This is a genomic window from Cuniculiplasma divulgatum, assembly GCF_900083515.1.
Classification (GTDB): domain Archaea; phylum Thermoplasmatota; class Thermoplasmata; order Thermoplasmatales; family Thermoplasmataceae; genus Cuniculiplasma; species Cuniculiplasma divulgatum.
In genome coordinates this window covers 1846638-1864920 of the sequence record NZ_LT671858.1, presented here as the reverse complement: position 1 = coordinate 1864920, position 18283 = coordinate 1846638, and the positions used below count along the sequence as shown (strand labels likewise).

The 18283-nt window shown below is 38.5% G+C and carries 19 protein-coding genes; 9 read left to right on the top strand and 10 right to left on the bottom strand.

The features are described 5' to 3' along the window. Window positions 1-534, bottom strand: a complete 534-nt coding sequence (locus tag CSP5_RS09270) for a cob(I)yrinic acid a,c-diamide adenosyltransferase (protein ID WP_021789690.1) — start codon at window positions 532-534, stop codon at window positions 1-3. Window positions 535-704: 170 nt separating this feature from the next. Between CSP5_RS09270 and CSP5_RS09265 the strand changes: the two genes are divergently transcribed. Next, entirely contained in the window at window positions 705-1169 is a 465-nt protein-coding gene (locus tag CSP5_RS09265; protein WP_145984012.1) for a hypothetical protein, read from the top strand. A 63-nt stretch (window positions 1170-1232) separates the two neighbouring features. On the opposite strand, the gene CSP5_RS09260 is transcribed toward CSP5_RS09265, so the two are convergent. From CSP5_RS09260 to CSP5_RS09250, 3 genes are read right to left on the bottom strand one after another with little or no spacing between them, the layout of a single operon-like run. Continuing rightward, entirely contained in the window at window positions 1233-2240 is a 1008-nt protein-coding gene (locus CSP5_RS09260; RefSeq protein WP_077076716.1) for an acyl-CoA dehydrogenase family protein, read from the bottom strand. Further along, on the bottom strand, window positions 2233-3357 hold the full coding sequence (locus CSP5_RS09255) for an acyl-CoA dehydrogenase family protein (RefSeq protein ID WP_077076715.1): 1125 nt from the start codon (window positions 3355-3357) through the stop codon (window positions 2233-2235). The genes CSP5_RS09260 and CSP5_RS09255 overlap by 8 nt, the downstream gene beginning before the upstream one ends. Then, window positions 3358-4548, bottom strand: a complete 1191-nt coding sequence (locus tag CSP5_RS09250) for an acetyl-CoA C-acetyltransferase (protein ID WP_241810758.1) — start codon at window positions 4546-4548, stop codon at window positions 3358-3360. It abuts the gene before it with no gap. A gap of 156 nt (window positions 4549-4704) precedes the next feature. Between CSP5_RS09250 and CSP5_RS09245 the strand changes: the two genes are divergently transcribed. Further along, complete coding sequence (locus CSP5_RS09245) at window positions 4705-5454, top strand: electron transfer flavoprotein subunit beta/FixA family protein (RefSeq protein ID WP_077076714.1); 750 nt, start codon at window positions 4705-4707, stop codon at window positions 5452-5454. Beyond that, entirely contained in the window at window positions 5451-6341 is an 891-nt protein-coding gene (locus CSP5_RS09240; RefSeq protein ID WP_077076713.1) for an electron transfer flavoprotein subunit alpha/FixB family protein, read from the top strand. The genes CSP5_RS09245 and CSP5_RS09240 overlap by 4 nt, the downstream gene beginning before the upstream one ends. A gap of 111 nt (window positions 6342-6452) precedes the next feature. On the opposite strand, the gene CSP5_RS09235 is transcribed toward CSP5_RS09240, so the two are convergent. Then, window positions 6453-7217 carry a hypothetical protein gene (locus CSP5_RS09235; RefSeq protein ID WP_021789698.1) on the bottom strand — a complete coding sequence of 255 codons (765 nt, stop codon included), beginning with the start codon at window positions 7215-7217 and terminating at the stop codon, window positions 6453-6455. Between the two features lie 136 nt (window positions 7218-7353). Next, the gene (locus CSP5_RS09230; protein WP_148690223.1) at window positions 7354-7878 is read right to left on the bottom strand and encodes a hypothetical protein; all 525 of its coding nucleotides are present in this window, start codon (window positions 7876-7878) and stop codon (window positions 7354-7356) included. A gap of 206 nt (window positions 7879-8084) precedes the next feature. Between CSP5_RS09230 and CSP5_RS09225 the strand changes: the two genes are divergently transcribed. Beyond that, the gene (locus CSP5_RS09225; RefSeq protein WP_021789700.1) at window positions 8085-8993 is read left to right on the top strand and encodes a branched-chain amino acid transaminase; all 909 of its coding nucleotides are present in this window, start codon (window positions 8085-8087) and stop codon (window positions 8991-8993) included. A 38-nt stretch (window positions 8994-9031) separates the two neighbouring features. On the opposite strand, the gene CSP5_RS09220 is transcribed toward CSP5_RS09225, so the two are convergent. Genes CSP5_RS09220 through CSP5_RS09210 form a run of 3 tightly spaced genes read right to left on the bottom strand, consistent with a single transcriptional unit; the run spans window position 9032 to window position 11184 of the window. Further along, complete coding sequence (locus CSP5_RS09220; protein ID WP_077076710.1) at window positions 9032-10294, bottom strand: cobyrinate a,c-diamide synthase; 1263 nt, start codon at window positions 10292-10294, stop codon at window positions 9032-9034. Next, the gene (locus tag CSP5_RS10085; RefSeq protein WP_148690222.1) at window positions 10294-10482 is read right to left on the bottom strand and encodes a hypothetical protein; all 189 of its coding nucleotides are present in this window, start codon (window positions 10480-10482) and stop codon (window positions 10294-10296) included. Before CSP5_RS10085 ends, CSP5_RS09220 begins: the two co-directional genes overlap by 1 nt. A gap of 39 nt (window positions 10483-10521) precedes the next feature. Next, window positions 10522-11184 carry a hypothetical protein gene (locus CSP5_RS09210; RefSeq protein ID WP_148690221.1) on the bottom strand — a complete coding sequence of 221 codons (663 nt, stop codon included), beginning with the start codon at window positions 11182-11184 and terminating at the stop codon, window positions 10522-10524. A gap of 334 nt (window positions 11185-11518) precedes the next feature. On the opposite strand from CSP5_RS09210, the gene CSP5_RS09205 reads away from it, so the two are divergent. Next, entirely contained in the window at window positions 11519-12463 is a 945-nt protein-coding gene (locus CSP5_RS09205) for a hypothetical protein (protein WP_077076708.1), read from the top strand. Here CSP5_RS09205 and CSP5_RS09200 read toward each other — a convergent pair. Continuing rightward, a complete protein-coding gene (locus CSP5_RS09200; RefSeq protein WP_148690220.1) occupies window positions 12442-13032 on the bottom strand; it encodes a HemK2/MTQ2 family protein methyltransferase in 591 nt (196 codons plus the stop codon). The two genes, CSP5_RS09205 and CSP5_RS09200, sit on opposite strands and share 22 nt — an antisense overlap. Window positions 13033-13115: 83 nt before the next feature. Between CSP5_RS09200 and CSP5_RS09195 the strand changes: the two genes are divergently transcribed. Genes CSP5_RS09195 through CSP5_RS09180 form a run of 4 tightly spaced genes read left to right on the top strand, consistent with a single transcriptional unit; the run spans window position 13116 to window position 18247 of the window. Continuing rightward, the gene (locus CSP5_RS09195) at window positions 13116-15101 is read left to right on the top strand and encodes a (Fe-S)-binding protein (protein WP_021789705.1); all 1986 of its coding nucleotides are present in this window, start codon (window positions 13116-13118) and stop codon (window positions 15099-15101) included. Window positions 15102-15106: 5 nt separating this feature from the next. Further along, entirely contained in the window at window positions 15107-16009 is a 903-nt protein-coding gene (locus CSP5_RS09190; RefSeq protein ID WP_171970483.1) for a Rossmann-fold NAD(P)-binding domain-containing protein, read from the top strand. 10 nt (window positions 16010-16019) lie between these two features. Next, the gene (locus tag CSP5_RS09185; RefSeq protein ID WP_077076706.1) at window positions 16020-17315 is read left to right on the top strand and encodes a tryptophan--tRNA ligase; all 1296 of its coding nucleotides are present in this window, start codon (window positions 16020-16022) and stop codon (window positions 17313-17315) included. Further along, window positions 17315-18247 carry a TIGR00269 family protein gene (locus tag CSP5_RS09180; protein ID WP_148690219.1) on the top strand — a complete coding sequence of 311 codons (933 nt, stop codon included), beginning with the start codon at window positions 17315-17317 and terminating at the stop codon, window positions 18245-18247. The genes CSP5_RS09185 and CSP5_RS09180 overlap by 1 nt, the downstream gene beginning before the upstream one ends. Window positions 18248-18283 lie beyond the last annotated feature (36 nt).

The following is an 18283-nucleotide window of genomic DNA, read 5'->3' as shown; positions in this document are numbered from 1 at the left end:
CTATGGAAGTTCTCTAAGATAAAATATTCTCTCATCTATTCCCAGTCGCTTATTGGAAACAAGCGCGTGGAAGAAGAGTACTGAAGACAACCTGTTTACATATTCCTCAAGAACTGCCGGGATTTCCACTTCATTTTTTGATTTTACGAGATCCCTCTCAAGTCTCCTGCAGACTGTTCTTGCCATGTGAAGGCTTGTTGCCTCTTTGCTTCCTCCAGGAATCACGAATAATCTTATCCTCCCGTATTCTTTCCTGTAATATGTAACTCTATCCTCAAGCCATTTGACTCTCTCCGGGGTTATGGTTCTTCTCGTTCCCTGAGTTGTTATATGTTCTCCAAGAGTAAATAGATCCACCTGAATCTGTTGAAGATCTTCTCTAATATCATCCCATCTTGTATTAACAAGGGCAAAACCTATGAATGAGTTTACCTCATCTATATCTCCTTCTGTATCAATAATAGCAGACCCCTTCGTAACTCTCATTCCTGTGCCTGTGTCAGTTTCTCCCTTATCCCCTCGTTTTGTATACATAGTAGTTCATCAATAAAGTATAAATAAATATTATGAAGTAAACTTTACTAAATTTACAGATCTTTTCATGATATTCGTGTTCAGGTATTTATCATATTAAAAAATCCTTGAAATGATCTACTATGTGTTATATTGCATATTATTATGTAATCAGGCACAATAGATATTCCATGCAGGTAATGGAAGAAGAAAATTATCTTACACTGAGAAAACTTACAAAAATTGCTATTTTCATTCTAGTACTGGAGTTCGTGACGGGTGTAATTTCAGCATTTACAATACACTCACCTCTCAGTACAACAGACAGAACCAGGGGGTTATTCAACACATTTTATTTCATATTCTCAGGAGTTAACATAGCGCTACTTCTTCATGGTGTTATAGGACTGATCCTGATCATATGGAGTATTTATCTTTCTCTGGTTTCAATCAAATATGGAATTATTTTTTCAATCCTGACATTCATGGCACTCATAGCTCAAATAGGTGCAGCGGCAGTTGGGCTTTTTATTGTTGACGTTTACTTTAACAACAGCGCATTTTCACTCATAATGCTGGCGGCAGTCTTACTGTCAATTATACTCTATTTCCTCATTCTGTTTGTGGCCAAAAATTATAAAAAATTAAATCTTTAAATGTTAGATGTTTTTGGAGTTAACTTCAAAAATAATCCTTAAAATATGCCCTAAATGGTTAAATCAGATATATCCTGATTTACCATCATAAATTTTTGTTGCAAGGAATTTCTTATCCTCAATCGGCCTGTAAATGATTGCGTTGAGTGCAACAGAATCCCTGTAGTATTTCTCTACACCGAAATCTTCGAGATATCCGTAACCCCCGTGGAATTGTAGTGCATATTTTGTTGCCTTTCTCGCCAGAGAAGCTGACAAATCCTTGAGCATAAGCAGCATTATCTCATCACAGTCTTCCGCAAATAAGGCGAACTTCAGCATATCCAGTTCTGATTTTATCTCTGCAATTCTAAAAGCTACTGGCTCATAATTTTTCAGTGGTTCATTAAACGTTTTTCTTACCTTCGTGTATTCAATAGCATTGTCAAGTGCCCCTTCCGTTATTCCAAGGAAAATTGCACTGATATCACCAGAGGAACGAACCAGTATACTCTCTAAATCTTCTTTCTTTCCTACTTCTTCCCTGTCTGAAGGTCTAAAATCACAAACTCCCATGCCTCTCAGACCCAGGGGCTTGAAATCATTGATCTTTTGAGCAGTTCCTGTTCCTGAAAAGACAACACCATTTTCAGAAAGATCGAGATATCTATTTGATTTACTATTCAGGGCTCTTTTCAGAACTTCATTATCCTTATTTTCAGCACTATCATCAGTCAGTCTTGAAATCGATATTGCATAAGAATCCTTGCCACCTATCACTGCTTTAATCTGTTCCTTTTTTCCCTTATCAGAAAGTAGTTTCAGAACAATGTCGTTATGGAAGAAAACATATGCTGCAACAGAAGGAGATACCTTTGCCAGTTCAAAGAGAATCAGTCTATGGCTAAGGGGATCTAATCCAGCTCCTCCAAACTCTGATTTCAGGGTTGATCCAAGGAAACCCTGTTCTATTATCTTCTCCTTAATTATGTCTGGAATTCCTTCTCTTTCTACCTTTAATGACAGATCTTTCAGATTTTTATCTGCAAATTCCTTAACGGTTTCCCTCATTAATTCAGCCTGTTCATTCATTCTTATCACCCTTCAATATCATTCTTGAAATGACTATTTTCTCAACTTCGCTGGTTCCTTCCCAGATCTCCATTATCTTTGAATCTCTGAAGAATCTTTCAATTTCAGTATTGAGACCTGTCTGTCCTGTGATCTCCATTGCAGTTTCAGCAGCAAAACTTGCAGTCTCTGAAGCATACCCCTTTGCCATGCTTGTAAGGGTTGGATTTGGCTTATAATTAAAGAGGAAGCTTGCAGCCTTGTACATCAGAAGTCTCGAGGCTTCAACCCTTGTTGCAATTTCAGCCAGTTTGAATTTTCTCTCCTCACCAACATATTTTCCTTCCTTTTCCAGTTTCTTGAGGTATTCAGTTGTTCTGTCCAGTACGCCCTGTGCGATGCCAATGGATTGCGCAGCTACAAAGATTCTTGAAATGTTAAAAAATTCCATTATGTAATAAAATCCCTTGCCCTCTTCTCCGACAAGATTTTCGGCTGGTACTTCAACATTATTCAGTATGAGTTCTCCAGTGTTAGTTGCCCTTACACCAAGTTTTCCTGTGAGTTTGTTAGAATCAAATCCCTTGAACGCTCTCTCAACCACAAGCACACTCAATCCTCTGTGTCTCTTTTTAGGATCATCAGGCGGAGATGTTCTGACAAGCATCACAAAAAAGTCAGCAAGTGTTCCATTTGTTATGAACATTTTCGATCCATTAACGATATATTTTGATCCTTCTTTCCTTGCAACCGTCTTCAACCCAGCAACATCACTACCTCCTCCTGGTTCTGTTACACCGAGTCCCATTATCTTCTTTCCTGCAGCAACCTCTCCAAGATAATTCTCTTTCAAATAATCACTACCGTGGAGCATGAGTACTTCAGCCCCGAAGTACGGCACTGTTACGGAAATACCAAGACCAGGGTCAACTCTGCACATTTCTTCAATCCCTATCATGGTTTTCCATGGGTTTGAAAAATCTATTATTCCCTCCTTTAAAGCTTTCAGTCTCAATTCATCAGGATATTTCTCCTCCATATCGTATTTTGATGCAACTTCATTTCCAAATTCCCTGAGGGAGAAGTCTCTAACCCTGTTTCTGTATTCCTCAAGTTCTGTGTCAAGATCAAAATTCATTCACTCAGCCTCCACTACAACAGAATATCCCTGTCCACCACCAACACATAAGGTGGCAACTCCATACCTTTTGCCCTTCTCCTTTAGCTCTCTTGCCAGTGTTCCAGCTATTCTGGCACCTGTAGCCCCCAATGGATGACCTATTGAAATTCCTCCTCCGTAAATATTTACCTTTTCTCTTGGAATATTGAACGCTTTCATTGCATTCAGGACAACAACTGCAAAAGCCTCATTTATTTCCCAGAGATCAATATCATCCGGCTTTAGTCCTGCTCTTTCCAGAGCTTTCTTTGTTGCCGGTACCGGACCCTCTCCCATTATAGATGGATCTACTCCAGCCCATCCAAAACTTAGGATTCTAGCCATTGGGCTAAAACCATATTCCTTTACTTTCTCTCCACTTGCCAGAGCAACGAGAGATGCACCGGCATTGAGAGGAGATGAATTTCCTGCTGTTATGACTCCATCTTCCTTTAAAATTGGTTTGAGTTTCTTCATTCCATCAAGAGTTGCATCTTTCCGAACTGCCTGGTCTCTGTCAAATATCACTGTTTTTCCATCATTCTCAACTTCAATTGGAAGTATTTCTCCCTTGAAAAAACCCTCCTCCTGGCCCTTGACAGCTCTAAGATGGCTCTCATAGGCATATTCATCCATCTCATCCCTTCCTATATTTCTCAGAGCAGCCAGTTTTTCAGCAGTGGCAAGCATGTTGTATGAAATGTTCATCTGATATTTCATGAACTCAGGTCTGACCATGAGTTTCATGTTTGGCTTTACATGAGGATTGTTGCTGAGTGGTACATGGGTCATATGTTCCATGCCCCCTGCAAGGACTATTCTTGAATTCCCAGTCATTATTTCCATTGCACCAATTGAAATCGCATTAAGTGATGATGAGCAGGCCCTGTCCAGAGACATACTTGGAACATTGAATGGCATCCCGCCCATGAATACAGGATGTCTTCCACCATAAGTCCAGTTTTCGTCAGCCTGTATTGCGCATCCTGTTATCACGTCATCAATATCTTCTGTATTGATCCCATTTCTCGATACTGTATCTTTTATAAGTTTTCCAAGAACCTCATCCATTCTCATTGAGTTAAGCATGTCCCTCTCCGGATCCTGAGGCCTTGACCTTGAGAACGCACTTCGCTTAAAATCTATTATATGAACTGAGTCGTTATTCACTATTTCACCATGAGCCATATACATATTTAACATAAATATATTTTCGATATCGACATACGAAATCGACACATTCATTAATAATCAAAAAATTACCAGATGTTTAAATCAGGTAAGGGATATTTACCTTGAAAACAATCTGGAATAGGAGTGAACGTTATGGCGTTGAATATAGTTGTTTTAATCAAACAGATAATAGATATAGATCAGCTCAAGACAGATCCAAACAGTGGTGAACCACTCACTCAGAATATACCACTTCGGATCGAGAACCTGAGCAAAAACTCCATTGAAGCAGCTGTGCAGCTTAAAGAAAAGAATGGGGGAAAAGTGACTGGAATCATATTTGGAACAGAAAAATCAAATTCCGCAATGAAGGAAGCTTATGCAATGGGAGTCGACGAAGGGTTTATAATAACTGGCTATAAGGGTAATAATCCTGCGTACACAGCCTCAGTTTTGAGCAGCAAGATTAAGGAACTCGGAAATGTTGACTGCGTAATACTTGGAAACCAGTCGGCAGATTCCTACACAGGGTTACTGCCGGGTCTTCTTTCAACAGAACTGAATATGTCACTTCTGGGTAATGCTGTAAGTGTATCAGTGGAGGGGGAAAGGATAAGGATAAAGAGAGTACTGGACGAAAAAGACGAGATAATATCTGCTGTAAAGCCATGCATTGTATCTGTAACGCAGGAAATAAACCAGCCAAGACTGCCTCCTGTCCTGCAGATAATGGCAGCAGGAAGGAAACCCATAAACACTGTTCCAGCACCAGTCGGGAACTTTGAAACACCAAAGATAATCAGCAATCTCGCTCCAAAAAGTGATAGAAAGAGGTTGATTTTCGAGGACATGGATAAAGGTGTATCTGAGATAACAAAGATAATTCGAGGTGAAATTAAATGAAGTTACTATTATTTTCGGAAGATGGTACAAATTTGGGAGGTTTGGCTACAAAACTCAGAGAAAAGGGAGAAGTATACGGTGTAACACTTGAAGGGCAGGAGGAAAAATGCCTTGAATACGGACTAAAGGAGATCTTTGTGCTAAAGGGTAAACCAATGGGAGACAATACCTTCAAGGCCTTAAACAAGATTGACATCTCAAAATTTGACAGGATATTCATATCCAGCTCTCCACTGGGAAGAGACATTGCAGGGATGATAGCGGCCACACTCAAGTCCACCGTGGTTACGGAAGTCTTTGAATTTGAGATAGAAGGGGAGAGTGTAAAAACCAAAAGATTCTTCTTTGGAGGCAAAACAATACTGGAAGAAGAAAGCAAGTCAAAGGTAATAACGGTACAACCAGGATCATTTGAACCTAAAAAGATAGATGCAAAGAGCCAGGTTTCACCCATGGAATTAGAGAATTCTGTTCTTTCCATAGATCAGGAAATGGAAAAAGATAGAAGTGGAACAGATATCGAATCAGCTTCCATTCTTGTTTCCATAGGAAGAGGTGTTGGGAAAAAGGAAGCCATCGATCAGATAAAACCTCTGGTAGAGGCAGTTCATGGCGAAATGTCCGGTTCAAGGCCGGTGTGTCTGGATTATAAATGGCTTAACGAAGAGAGGCAGGTAGGTCTATCAGGTAAGAAGGTAAAGCCCAGGGTATATATAGCACTTGGTATCTCCGGTCAGATACAGCATATTGCAGGCATGAGGGGCTCAAAGATAGTCATTGCAGTGAATAAGGATAAGGAAGCCCCCATATTCCAGGAATGCGACTATGGAATTGTGGGCGATCTATTTCAGGTTGTACCAAAGCTTGTTGCTGCCCTTAAGCAATGAAATAAATAATATCCTAAACAAATCAATTATCTTATAACACTTTTACCAATAAATTTTTAATTTCAAGCCGTTTTTTCAGATCATTCAGAAGTCTTAAAATTATTTATATTATTAGGGGTCATATTCAAATTCTATATTCTCTGAAATGATTGATGAGCTAAGTTCCAGTGTTCTTCCTATCCCTATCGGATTATTTTTGTAATAAGTTGTATATCCACCAACATTTATCTGTTCAGTTACATTTCCTCTAGAGAAGATTTTTTGTTCCATTGTAACTTTAAACTGGAAATATGTTTCTCCTCCCACACAGTTCAGAGCCTTAACTCCCTGCAAAATAGAGCTTGAAAATATTTCACTTCTCTTCTCATATTTGAGATTGCCAGAGCAACATGTGATAGGAGAGGTCTGATTTCTCGCTATTCCTGGTAGAACAAAATTGTTGCTAATATTTATTTCATGTCCATCATTTACCATTTCAAGATTGTTCCCAGTCGATATGTAAATTGTTGTACCGTTTGGGGCAGAAATCCCACTGGCGATATTTGATCCTTTCTCTGCATTAATGGCGCCACATATAATATAAAATGCAGTGGAATCAGTCATATTAACATATATATCCATGTTAAGTTTCAAATGTGTGTGATCACTGATTTTATCGCAGTGATATATATTGCCAATATCCATGAAGTTATACCCGTTTATGGTAGTTTCAGAGGGATTCATTTGAGAAAAAGTTCCAGTATATTTAGAGGGGTGATCAGTTATAGAATTTACAGCAATGTTGCCGTCACCGGAAACAGACAGAACACCAACACTTATGAAAACTATAGATATTAATATGGATAAAAGTGTTATAAATAAATTTCTTCTTTTCATAGTAGTTCTCTCTTATGAATTATTATTTCAATCACATCATTTTATATAAATTTGCTTACGATGTTAAATGTTCCTTTCCTTGGTAAAAATTTTAAGAAATATGCGTGGTCCTATGAACTCACCATTTTTTTTCAGATCATGTGAAATATATAAAAATTGCAGTAATAGCCAGTACAGCAACAATTACATAGTCAACCCTAGTAGGTTTTATTTTCTCAAGCCCCTTAAGCATCCCTTTCTTTGCAAATAATGCGATAATCATTAGGGAAATTCCACCTGAAACTATGAATAAGAGGCTCATAATTCCTATAAAAGGTTCACTGTAAACTGTTGCTGCAAGCACAATTGGTAAAAAAGCAGGATCAGGTATGAAACTAACAAGAAGACTGGTGTTTTCAATTTTTTCGCTTTTATTTTCCTCTTTTCTTATGTTAAGTAGTATGTAAAGGCAAACCACTGCCAGAAGAAAAACTGATCCTATCTTTATCCTATCATATCCTATTACGCTCACTCCAAGGAATGCAACTAAAAGTGCAATGATTGCTGATAATATTCCATGCACTATTCCTATGGTGAGGCCATATGTTGCAGTTGTGCTGTCCGTGTATTTCCTTTTTGCAGATATAATTGAAATTGGCATCCAGTGATCCGGAGCGATCATATGGAGCACTGCTAGCGTAATGGTGATTAGGATAAGGTAAAACTCTGTATTCATTCAAGAAGCCAGAGACAATTATCCTATTTAAGAGAAGATCATTATTAAATATTTTTACACAGAACCTAACAGAAAAGCAATTTATATGATTATAATTATATTAATATATAAGGCGATAAAGTGTTTAATATAAAAATAATATAGGATAGAATATGACAGATGAAAAACTATCATGGTTAAATGGAAATTTTATAGACGAAGAGAAGGCCGTTGTTCCAATTATGACACACTCACTTCAGTACGGTAGTGGTATATTTGAGGGCATAAGAGGATATGAGACACCAAAGGGAACAGAAATCTTTCGCCTCAAGGAACATGTTAAGAGATTCTTCAATACTGCAAAAATATATGGAATGAATCTTGGCTTTTCAGAAGGTGACATTGAAAAGGCAATAATAGAAGTAGTTAGAAGAAACAAGCTTAAGTCATGCTACATAAGGCCTTTCGCCTTCTATGATGACCACAGTGTCGGTGTGGGAACAGCTGGCAAGAAGATTAGTGTTTATATCGGTGCATTTCCTTTTGGAAAGTATTTCTCTGCGGCTGATACCGGACTAAAGTGCAAAGTATCATCATGGCACAGAATGGAATCATCCATTTTACCTATAGAGGCAAAGGCAAGCGGGAATTACCTGAATTCTGTTATAGCCATGAAGGAAGCTAAGGCTTCTGGTTTCGACGAGGCCATACTCACATCAAGAGATGGTTATGTAGCAGAAGGGCCCGGAGAAAATATTTTCATAGTAAAGGACGGTGCACTTTTAACCCCAGGAAGGGACAGCCAGATCCTTTTGGGAATAACCAGAAATACGATCATTGAACTCATGAAAGAGAACGGTATGCAGGTAATTGAAAGATTTATTCATAGAGAAGAGCTTTACACTGCAGATGAAGCTTTCTTTGTTGGAACAGCTGCTGAGGTGACACCCATACTCAATATAGATGGAATTACCATTGGAGATGGAAAGGTCGGCAGTATAACAAAGAAGGTATGGGAAACCTATTTCAACCTTGTTCAGGGAAAATCTAACACCCATCAGGATTATCTAACCTATGTCTAATTCAAACTGAATACTTTCAGTTAGGAATAAATCCCATTTCACTTTTCTTCCCATTTCATGCTACTGCCGTAACGCATGAAATCTATGTGCGTGTACATTCCAAAAGCATTTTTCCTTGTTATGCCGTCGTAGCCTTCTATTCCATTTCCTCTGATCATCCTCATCGTCATTTTATCTTCTGTTTTTATTCGACCATAATGGAATTCATGTCCCTTAATAACCTGTCCTTTTCTAAAGAATGGACCTCCTGTTTCGCACAAAATTTTAGTATAATTCAGCACAGGTCGTTTTTCCATCCATGTTTTTCCACTAAAAACTCCTGCCATTTCATATTTCTTATCATTATTTTCCATGGAATTCATGAGGAACATAGTACCACCACACTCAGAGTATAGATACCCACCATTATCAACATAATCCCTCAGGAAGGATTTCAGTTTAAGAGCGGATTCTAGCCTTTCGCCAAAAAGTTCTGGATATCCACCACCTATGTATATTAGATCAGCTTTCTCTGGCACTTCGTCATTTAAGGGCGAAAAAAATCTTACATTATGTCTCTTCAAAAAATAGTCTAAGGAAGTTTCATAATAAAAACAGAACGCATCATCCCTTGCTATGTAGACATTTTTCCTCTGAACATTCGTTCTTCTTATAGAATTCATACCAGAAATCTCAGGTAAATGTTCAGTGAATGAAAGATCTATAAATTTAGCTATTTCTCTGGATCTATAGATCAGTTTCTCGTTATCCTGATCCAGATTCAACCCAAGGTGTCTCTCAGGCATTTTGAACTCTTCTCTATAAGGTATTTTTCCAACGATCCTGATACCATGGGACAGAAAAACATCTTCAATCATTTTAAGGTGTCTTTCTCCAGCGTAACCATTCAGGATCACACCGATGCAGTTTTTCTTTATAAAGCCCTTAGCAGCATAATATATTGACTCAGCCCACTTGAACACATCCACAACCAGGATATATGGAATTCCAAGCCTTTCAAAGTAGGCAATGGTGCTGAATTCCTTTCCAACACCGCTATCATATAGCCCCATAACACCTTCAACAACTGCAAAATCTGCTTTTTCAGATGCAAGCCCAACAATGTTTCTCTCCATTCTGCCCTGAAGCCATCTGTCCAGATTGTACCCGTGTTTTCCAGTAATTTTAGATTCAATCAAAGGGTCAATAAAATCAGGTCCAATCTTTATCTGTATGCTGTGAGGCACTGCAGAAAGAATGGCCCCAGTAACAGTTGTCTTACCGGACCCAGTGGACATAGCTGCTATTCCAACGATTTTCATTATTCATCAGAAGCACTATTTATCTTAAATATCAATCCCTTCCATTCTGAATTTCTATCCTTCAGGTCACCCATGATTCTAATAATACTTGTGAGGTCCCTCTCAATGACAAAGTATTCAAGCCATAGGTATTTCCCATCAAACTCATTTGTGCTAATAACTGGCCTCAAACCTGTCTCTATTATCATGTTTTCAAGCTCCTGAATTATTTCATTGCTTGTTTCTCCCTAATAAAGGCCAATACTGGCATCAACAGCTCTGAACATGTCCGGAATATTGTTAAGACCGTTGTTCTGTATTAAATACAGGGAGTTGAAATTTTCCATGTTAAAATTCCTTATAAATCGTATCCATTTAACAGAAGTACTTGGATCTGTTTCCAGAAGGTATTGGGGAACTTCCATCCTGAGTGTTATGATCTTAAGTCCAAGACCTTCACTTTTCATTTCAGCATCAACATTGGTGAAATTTCCGAGATATACTACCTCTATACCATTTTCATAATTTTCTTTTATAAAGTTTGAAACGATATGTGAATACTTTTCATAAAAAGAGAACCTTATGTGAATTGCTCCATCAAAGAATATTGCATATTCATTAATCATGGTTTGATTTTCAAATAGTTTATTGAGATTCTCTACAAGTTTACCTGAATATATCCTGCAGAAATAATAATATCTCCCCTCTGAAACCTTTGATTTTGATACAAAGAAGTTGTAATCTAGATCTCCGTCTTTCCTCTTCCTTATGCTGGAAACATAAGAGCCGTTACTTACATAGCAAATCCCCCGAAGCTTAGATCTTTGGGATGGCTCAAGTAGCTCTTCGCTGATCTTAAACCTGATTATGCATGTCTTGAATGAAGGTGGTCTAAATCGGCTTAGTATCATGCACTTATAAAAGTAAATAATAGTATTAATATTGTTTGTCTAAAGTTATCTAAACATATAAAAAACATGCATTCACTTGCTGGTGATTACAAACAGGATCTGGAAGCAGTTTTTAATTATTTGATTAGATCGATACTGTACAATTTTTAATTTCTACCATGTTTGTGCAAATTTTATGGTGACAGTTTACCATTCTTAACCAATTCTTTGTAAATACGTTTTAAAATCAATTCATATTGTATGGGCAGATATAATTATATTTATATACCTCAGGTTTTTTAGTAAATAAATAGTGATTATGATGCTTCACAATGTTAAACTTTTATCGTCATATATGAAGGCAATTTCCTCCTGGCCAGAGGATGGAGAAAACACTATAAAATCAATTCCTTCACCATACCAGATAGCAAGAAAAATAAACATTTCTGCAAATTCATCATATAAGATGTGGAACCTGATCTTCGAAAAGGAGTACATAAAGGATATGATCATAATGCCAGAAGTTTTTCCAGGTGGGCTCAGACGATATTACCTAATGGCAATGCTACCATTTGAGTACCTGAAGGATGTTGAGCACAAACTTGGGGAGTTACCATTCGTTGAGATCCTTCACTCATCCAACTATCTGAAGAAGAAAAGGGAAAGTCAGGGAGTTGAGAATTACAGCGAAATAGGACATATTCAGTTTATATCAAATGAGGATCACCTGATGGAAAATCTGGATGAAATTGGAAATGCATTTCGTGAATCAGGCCTGGAATTCAAAATGATGAACTATTTTCCATATTCAGAAGTCAGTACAACACCCACACAGGGTCAGATACGCCTGGTAAACTGCATTGCATACAAGAGCGTAAAGAATTTTTCTACTGAAGAGATTACTGATGAACTTAGTTACTCGAGAAAGAGAGCAAGAAAAAATCTTGACATGATCGTGGAAAACAGGTTTGTGAAAGGAAAGGTAATATTCAATTTCAAAAAAATACCAAATATTATAACAAAGCAGATATCAATAATGGTGCCTGAGGCAGACACGGGACAATATACAAGGTGGTTCAGATCAAAGAAGCTGATAAGGGACAATCTAATCTATTACGGGAACTACCCCCACACACTTACGTTGACCGTATTCGGAGAAAGTATGGAGGAGATAGATAATATAACCGAATTCCTCTCAGAAAATTTCAACGAGATATATACCATAGATAGATTCGAAACTACATTTTATAGCGAAATTAAGAATTTTTACCGTAGTATTCAGATAAGTGAAAGGGAGTAGGCAAAGATTTTTTCCATGAAGAAACTTTTTTCCTCCAGAACATCAAATCTGTAGAAATTGAATTCTCTTTTCAGGCTATATATATCTGTAAGTGAAGAAAGTACTGTATAACACTTCCCTCCTCTGTTTAGGTGGTCAGGAAGTCCGTGGAGGAACTTTCTTATTACTGTGAGACCATCAGTTCCTCCATACCACATCTCGCTCTCCTCAATTTTTGCCTCCTCTTCCTCTCCAGGAAGATAAGGTGGGTTGAATATAATTGTATCGAATTTACCCCTAATCCCGTCAAACAGATCAGAAAGTATAACTTCAAATTTTACACCGTTGAGGGAAGCATTCAACTCTGTGCAACTTAAAGCTTCCGAATTAATATCAGATGCAATTACGGAGTAGCCTCTCCTTGCCAATATTATGGATATAATCCCGCTTCCACTCCCTATTTCGAGACACCTTCCCTCTGGTCTTAGTTTATCAAGAATGAGAAATGTGTCATCGGATGGAAAGTAAACTCCAGGACATCTTGAAATTTTTATATTCTCGCCATTAACAGAAAAAGAGACCGGTTCCATGAATACAAAGGGTATCCTTATTCAATTTAAACACTATCGACTTTCAGACAATGTTATATAAATTACAATTATAAGCTATAAATATGGTTGTCGTCACCAGTCCAACTCTTGTATTTATACCAGAAAGTGAGCTGATTGCAGATTATGTACTTTCCTTTGCAGTCCTTATATTTGTCCTTGCAGAATTCTACATCAGGTACAGAAAGGCAGGAGTAACATTAATTCCTGCAATAAAATATGTTCTTAAAAACCTCAGGAGATTCATCGCACAGATTCTTAATTATGGTGCTTTTCACAGAAAAAACATAAAAAACAGGTATGCTGGAATAATGCATCTGATGATCTTCTATGGAATCCTGATACTTTTCATTGCAACATCGCTTATTGCCCTATCCCATGATATTCTTAAGACTATACTGGGGTTCGGCATACTTACAGGTGATTTCTACCTGAATTTTGAGGTATGGGCGAATTTTGGTGGAGTTCTTCTTGTAGCCGGGCTTTTACTGGCACTATTCAGAAGGATAAGGAAAAAGGTGCCCCTAGATACCATAACCCAGGATTTCATCATAATTGCCGGACTTCTCATCCTATCGCTTGAAGGTTTCTTCCTTGGAGCCCTCAAGATTGCTCTGTACAGGGAGAGCTTTGATGTATACAGGTTTGTTGAATGGCCACTGAGCTACATTTATACACCAATGGGAGTAACAGGAAACTACGGCATTCAGATTTACAGGATATTCTGGTTTGCCCATGTACTGACTGCATTCGGCGTCGCTGCTTACCTTCCATTCTCAAAATTATCACACATGTTTTACTCAGCAGTTGGGATAGGGATTCATCCTGAAAAAAAGAGGGGAGAAATGTCAACTCCATTTATTCTTTCTGAGGCACTGGAATCAGGGAATTTTGATTTTAAGGTAGGGGCAAAGACAATAATGGATCTTAGTTATTTCCAGAAAACGGATGCAATAGCATGCACAGACTGTGGTAGATGTGAGAGGGCCTGTCCGGCAGTTTCATCTGGTACAGATCTTGATCCAAGGGTGGTGGTTCAGAACATACAGCGAGCCCTGTGGAATGGGGACGCACCAATGATTGACGGTATAATAAGTGAGAATGCAGCATGGTCGTGTACCACATGCCAGGCATGTGTTGAAGAATGTCCAGTGCTTATAGATCCGCAGTCATATAATCTGGAAGCAAGAAGAACCCTTGTAATGGACAATAAATTATCTAAAGAAACATCAACATACCTCAATAATCTAGGAAATACAATGAACCCATTTGGTAACAACAATTCAGACAGGGATGCAATGCTTCAGTACGGGAAGAAGATGGAGGAAGGCATGGACACGGTTTACTGGGTTGGATGTATGGGAGCGTTTGATCCAAGATATAACAAGGTCGCAAGAGATGTAATAGATTTACTGAAGAAAGGAGGTGTAAACTTCGGACTTCTTGGGTCAGAGGAAAAATGCAATGGTGAAACGGCAAGAAGAATGGGAGAAGAGGGGAGATTTCAGGAACTTGTTCTCCAGAACATAGAAACATTCAATAAATACGGAATAAAAAAAATAATAACATCCTGTCCACATTGCATGAACACATTCAGAAACGAGTATCCAAAATTCGGACTAAAGGCTGAAGTGGTACACCATTCTGAGGCTCTTGCTGACCTAATACGGGATGAAAAGATAAAAGTAAGGAACAGCAGTGAAACTGTGACACTTCATGATCCCTGTTATCTTGGCAGAATCAATGGTGAATACGACAATACAAGATTAATCGTTGATAGCACATCAAATCTTAAGGAGATGGAAAACAGTAAGAGTAAGAGTTTCTGTTGTGGTGGTGGCGGAGGAAACTACTGGTACAAGGTTGAAAAAGAGGAATCAATAAGTAAAATAAGGATGAAACAGGCACTTGATACAGGAGCCAGCACAGTTGCTGTTGCATGCCCATTCTGTACGGCAATGCTGGAGGATGCAACAAGAACCATGGATGTAGAAAGCAAGATAAGGGTAAGAGATATCTCAGAAATAATAAAGGAAAATATTGAGGAATGATAAATATGAAATTCATAACCGAAAAGGATGTAGAGAATAACCTGAGAATGAAGGAACTAATGGACATACTGGAGGATGCATTCGTGGAATATGGTGAGGGCAGGGCCGATGCAAGCCCCAGGGATAGGTTGTTTACAGGGTCTGCCTTCCTGAATACAATGCCAGCATACATAGATAAATACGGAATCGCAGGGCTGAAAACATATGTGGCTGGGGTAAATGGGGCGAAATTTGTTGTAATGTTTTCTCTTACGGAGGACCCTGAGAATTTTTTTGTCGTGGAGGCAAACCGTCTTGGTCAGATGAGAACAGGAGCTCTACCGGGAATGGTTTCAAGAAAATTACTTAAGGATCATAAATCAGATGTAAAATTTCTACTTATAGGCTCAGGATATCAGGCAGAGACACAGCTCGAGTCAATGAAGATTGCTCTGGATCTGGATGAGGCTGCAGTTTATTCAAGAACAACTGCACACGCTGAGGAATTTGCAAAGAAAATGAGGGAAAAACTTTCCATGGATATAAGGGTCGAAAATAACAGGGAAAATTTTAGAAATTATAATGTGATTAACAGCGTCACTAATGCCAAGGACCCTGTAATAACAGAGAAGAATGCACCAGAATATTATCACATGAACCTTATTGGGGCAAACCTGCTTAACAGAAGGGAGGTAAGCAGTGATGTGATGAGATCCTCTGATCTTGTAATTGTTGAACACATGGGGCAGGCAATGCTCGAATCCGCTGAGATCCAGGATGTAAACGGTTCAGAGAAACTTATGGAACTTAAGGATTTCATAAGGGAAGGCCCAATACAGTCAAGAAGATCTGTATTCAAAACAATGGGTATTGGACTTGAGGACATAGTTGCCGGTTATCTGGTTGTAAAGAATATGGGACTAATCTGAGCTGATTAACGTGGATTCAAATCTTGATCCCTGGGGATCTTTGCAGGTAAAAGATTATAAAAAAATGCGGGAAGAGTTCGGCATAGAGCCATTCAACTTCGATCTCAACGACAACAAAATGGCAAGAAGGAATCTCATAGTTGGACAGAGAGACTTCTGGAGGATCAGGGAAGCAATTGAAAGAAAGGATAAATTTGCAGCAATGACAGGGCTGATGCCCTCTGGAGATATGCACCTGGGCAGCAAAGCCATTATAGAACAGATGATCTATTTCCAGCAGAAGGGGGCAGAAGTTTACATTGCCGTTGCAGATCTGGAATCATATGCAACCAGAAATATATCTCTGGAAAAGGCAAGGTCCATAGCCATAGAGAACTTCCTTCTCAATTACATTGCTCTTGGGCTTAAGAAATGCCATTTCTATTTCCAGTCCACAAACTCCAGGGTACAGAAATTTGCATTCGTATTATCGAAGGAGGTAACATTCTCTGAGATGAAGGCAATCTATGGTTTTGATGAATCAAAGAGGATGCTGGAATTAAATTCTCCAATTATACAGGCATCAGACATACTGAGCCCTCAGATATATGGGGAGCCAATGCCAACCATAGTCCCAGTTGGTGCTGATCAGGACCCGCATATAAGGCTCACAAGGGATATAAGTGGAAGGATGGATATAATCAAGGTGAAAAAAAATGGAAACGGCCTCATGTTTTCCATAGGCGGTAATGATCCTCCTGAACCGGTTTTCCAGATAATTGGTAAAATTTCAGAAAAACTCAAATTCAAAATAAGCAGAAAAAACGCTAAATACAGAACAGCAGAGGTTGAGAACTTTGAAGGCGATCTCTATGAACTGGAATTGCAAATAGCGAAAATGGAAAGAAGTCTTAATGTAAATGCAACCATTGCACCATCCTCAATGATTATGAGGCTTGAGACTGGAATCCGCGGGGGAAAAATGAGCAAATCCGTTCCTGACTCGACCATATCCCTAAATGACACAACGGTGGAAGCTGATAAAAAGATCAGGCGGGCACTTACAGGGGGAAGAGAAAGTGTGGAAGAACAGAAGAAGCTAGGCGGAAATCCATATATATGCCCTGTTTTTGAGCTTTACATGTATCATTTATCAAGGGAAGATAAAGATTTGAAAAAGGTTGAAGAAGAGTGTAAATCTGGCGTCAGGCTGTGTGGATCATGTAAGATTGAGGCATCTGAACTAATGAAGCAGTTCCTTATAGAGTTAAAAGAAAAGAGAGAAAATTCACGACATCTCATTAAGGATTATATGGAGAATGAGTGATGAAATGCTCAAAGTGTGAACAAACTGCGGTTTTTGAAAGTAAACCAACAGGATCTTCTCTATGCAAATTTCATTTCGTAGAAAGTGTAGAGCGAAGGTTCAAGCAGGAGATACGCAGGCAGGTGCATTTCAACAATGGAAATACAACAATAGGAGTTGCCATATCGGGTGGAAAGGATAGTTCCGTTCTACTATATCTCTTATGGAAAACAATGCAAAAGAAAAAAAATGTTGTTCTTAAGGCATTTACCATAGATGAGGGTATAGAAGGTTACAGAAGTGAGGGTCTTAAAACAGCAGAGAAACTCTGCAATAAGCTTGGAATCTCGCATGAGGTTATTACATTTAGTGGCAGTTTTAACACAGAAATGGATCAGGTTGTAAGATCTGGAAATCTTCAGGGTTCACCATGTGCGTATTGTGGCCCTATGAGAAGGGATTTAATGAACAGGATGTCTGAGGAATTTAATGCAGATTACGTGGCTCTTGGGATAAACCTTGATGATTATTCTCAAAGCATAATGATGAATGTACTCAGGGGGGATTATGAAAAAATGCTAAGGATGGCTCCACACAAAAACAGAATCCAGGGACTGGTACCAAGGATAATACCACTCAGGAAAATATATGAAAAGGAGGTTAAGCTATATGCCATACTTGAAGGCATAGAGCACGACATGGGATGGTGTCCATATGCAATGGAAGCACAGAGAAATAAGGTAAGGTCACTTCTCAACTCAATAGAGGAGAATAGTCCTGGAACTAAGCTAGCCATAGAGGGTTTTCTAGAGAAACTTCAGAAACATGAAATAAAGCAAGAAGAAATAATTTTAACAGAGAAATGCCTGATATGCGGTAATCCATCAAACGGACCTTACTGCCAAAGTTGCATAAGAAATGGAAAAGCCAAAAGCAATAAATTAAGCATCTAATTTTTTCACATGATTGTAAAAAACGTTTATAATATT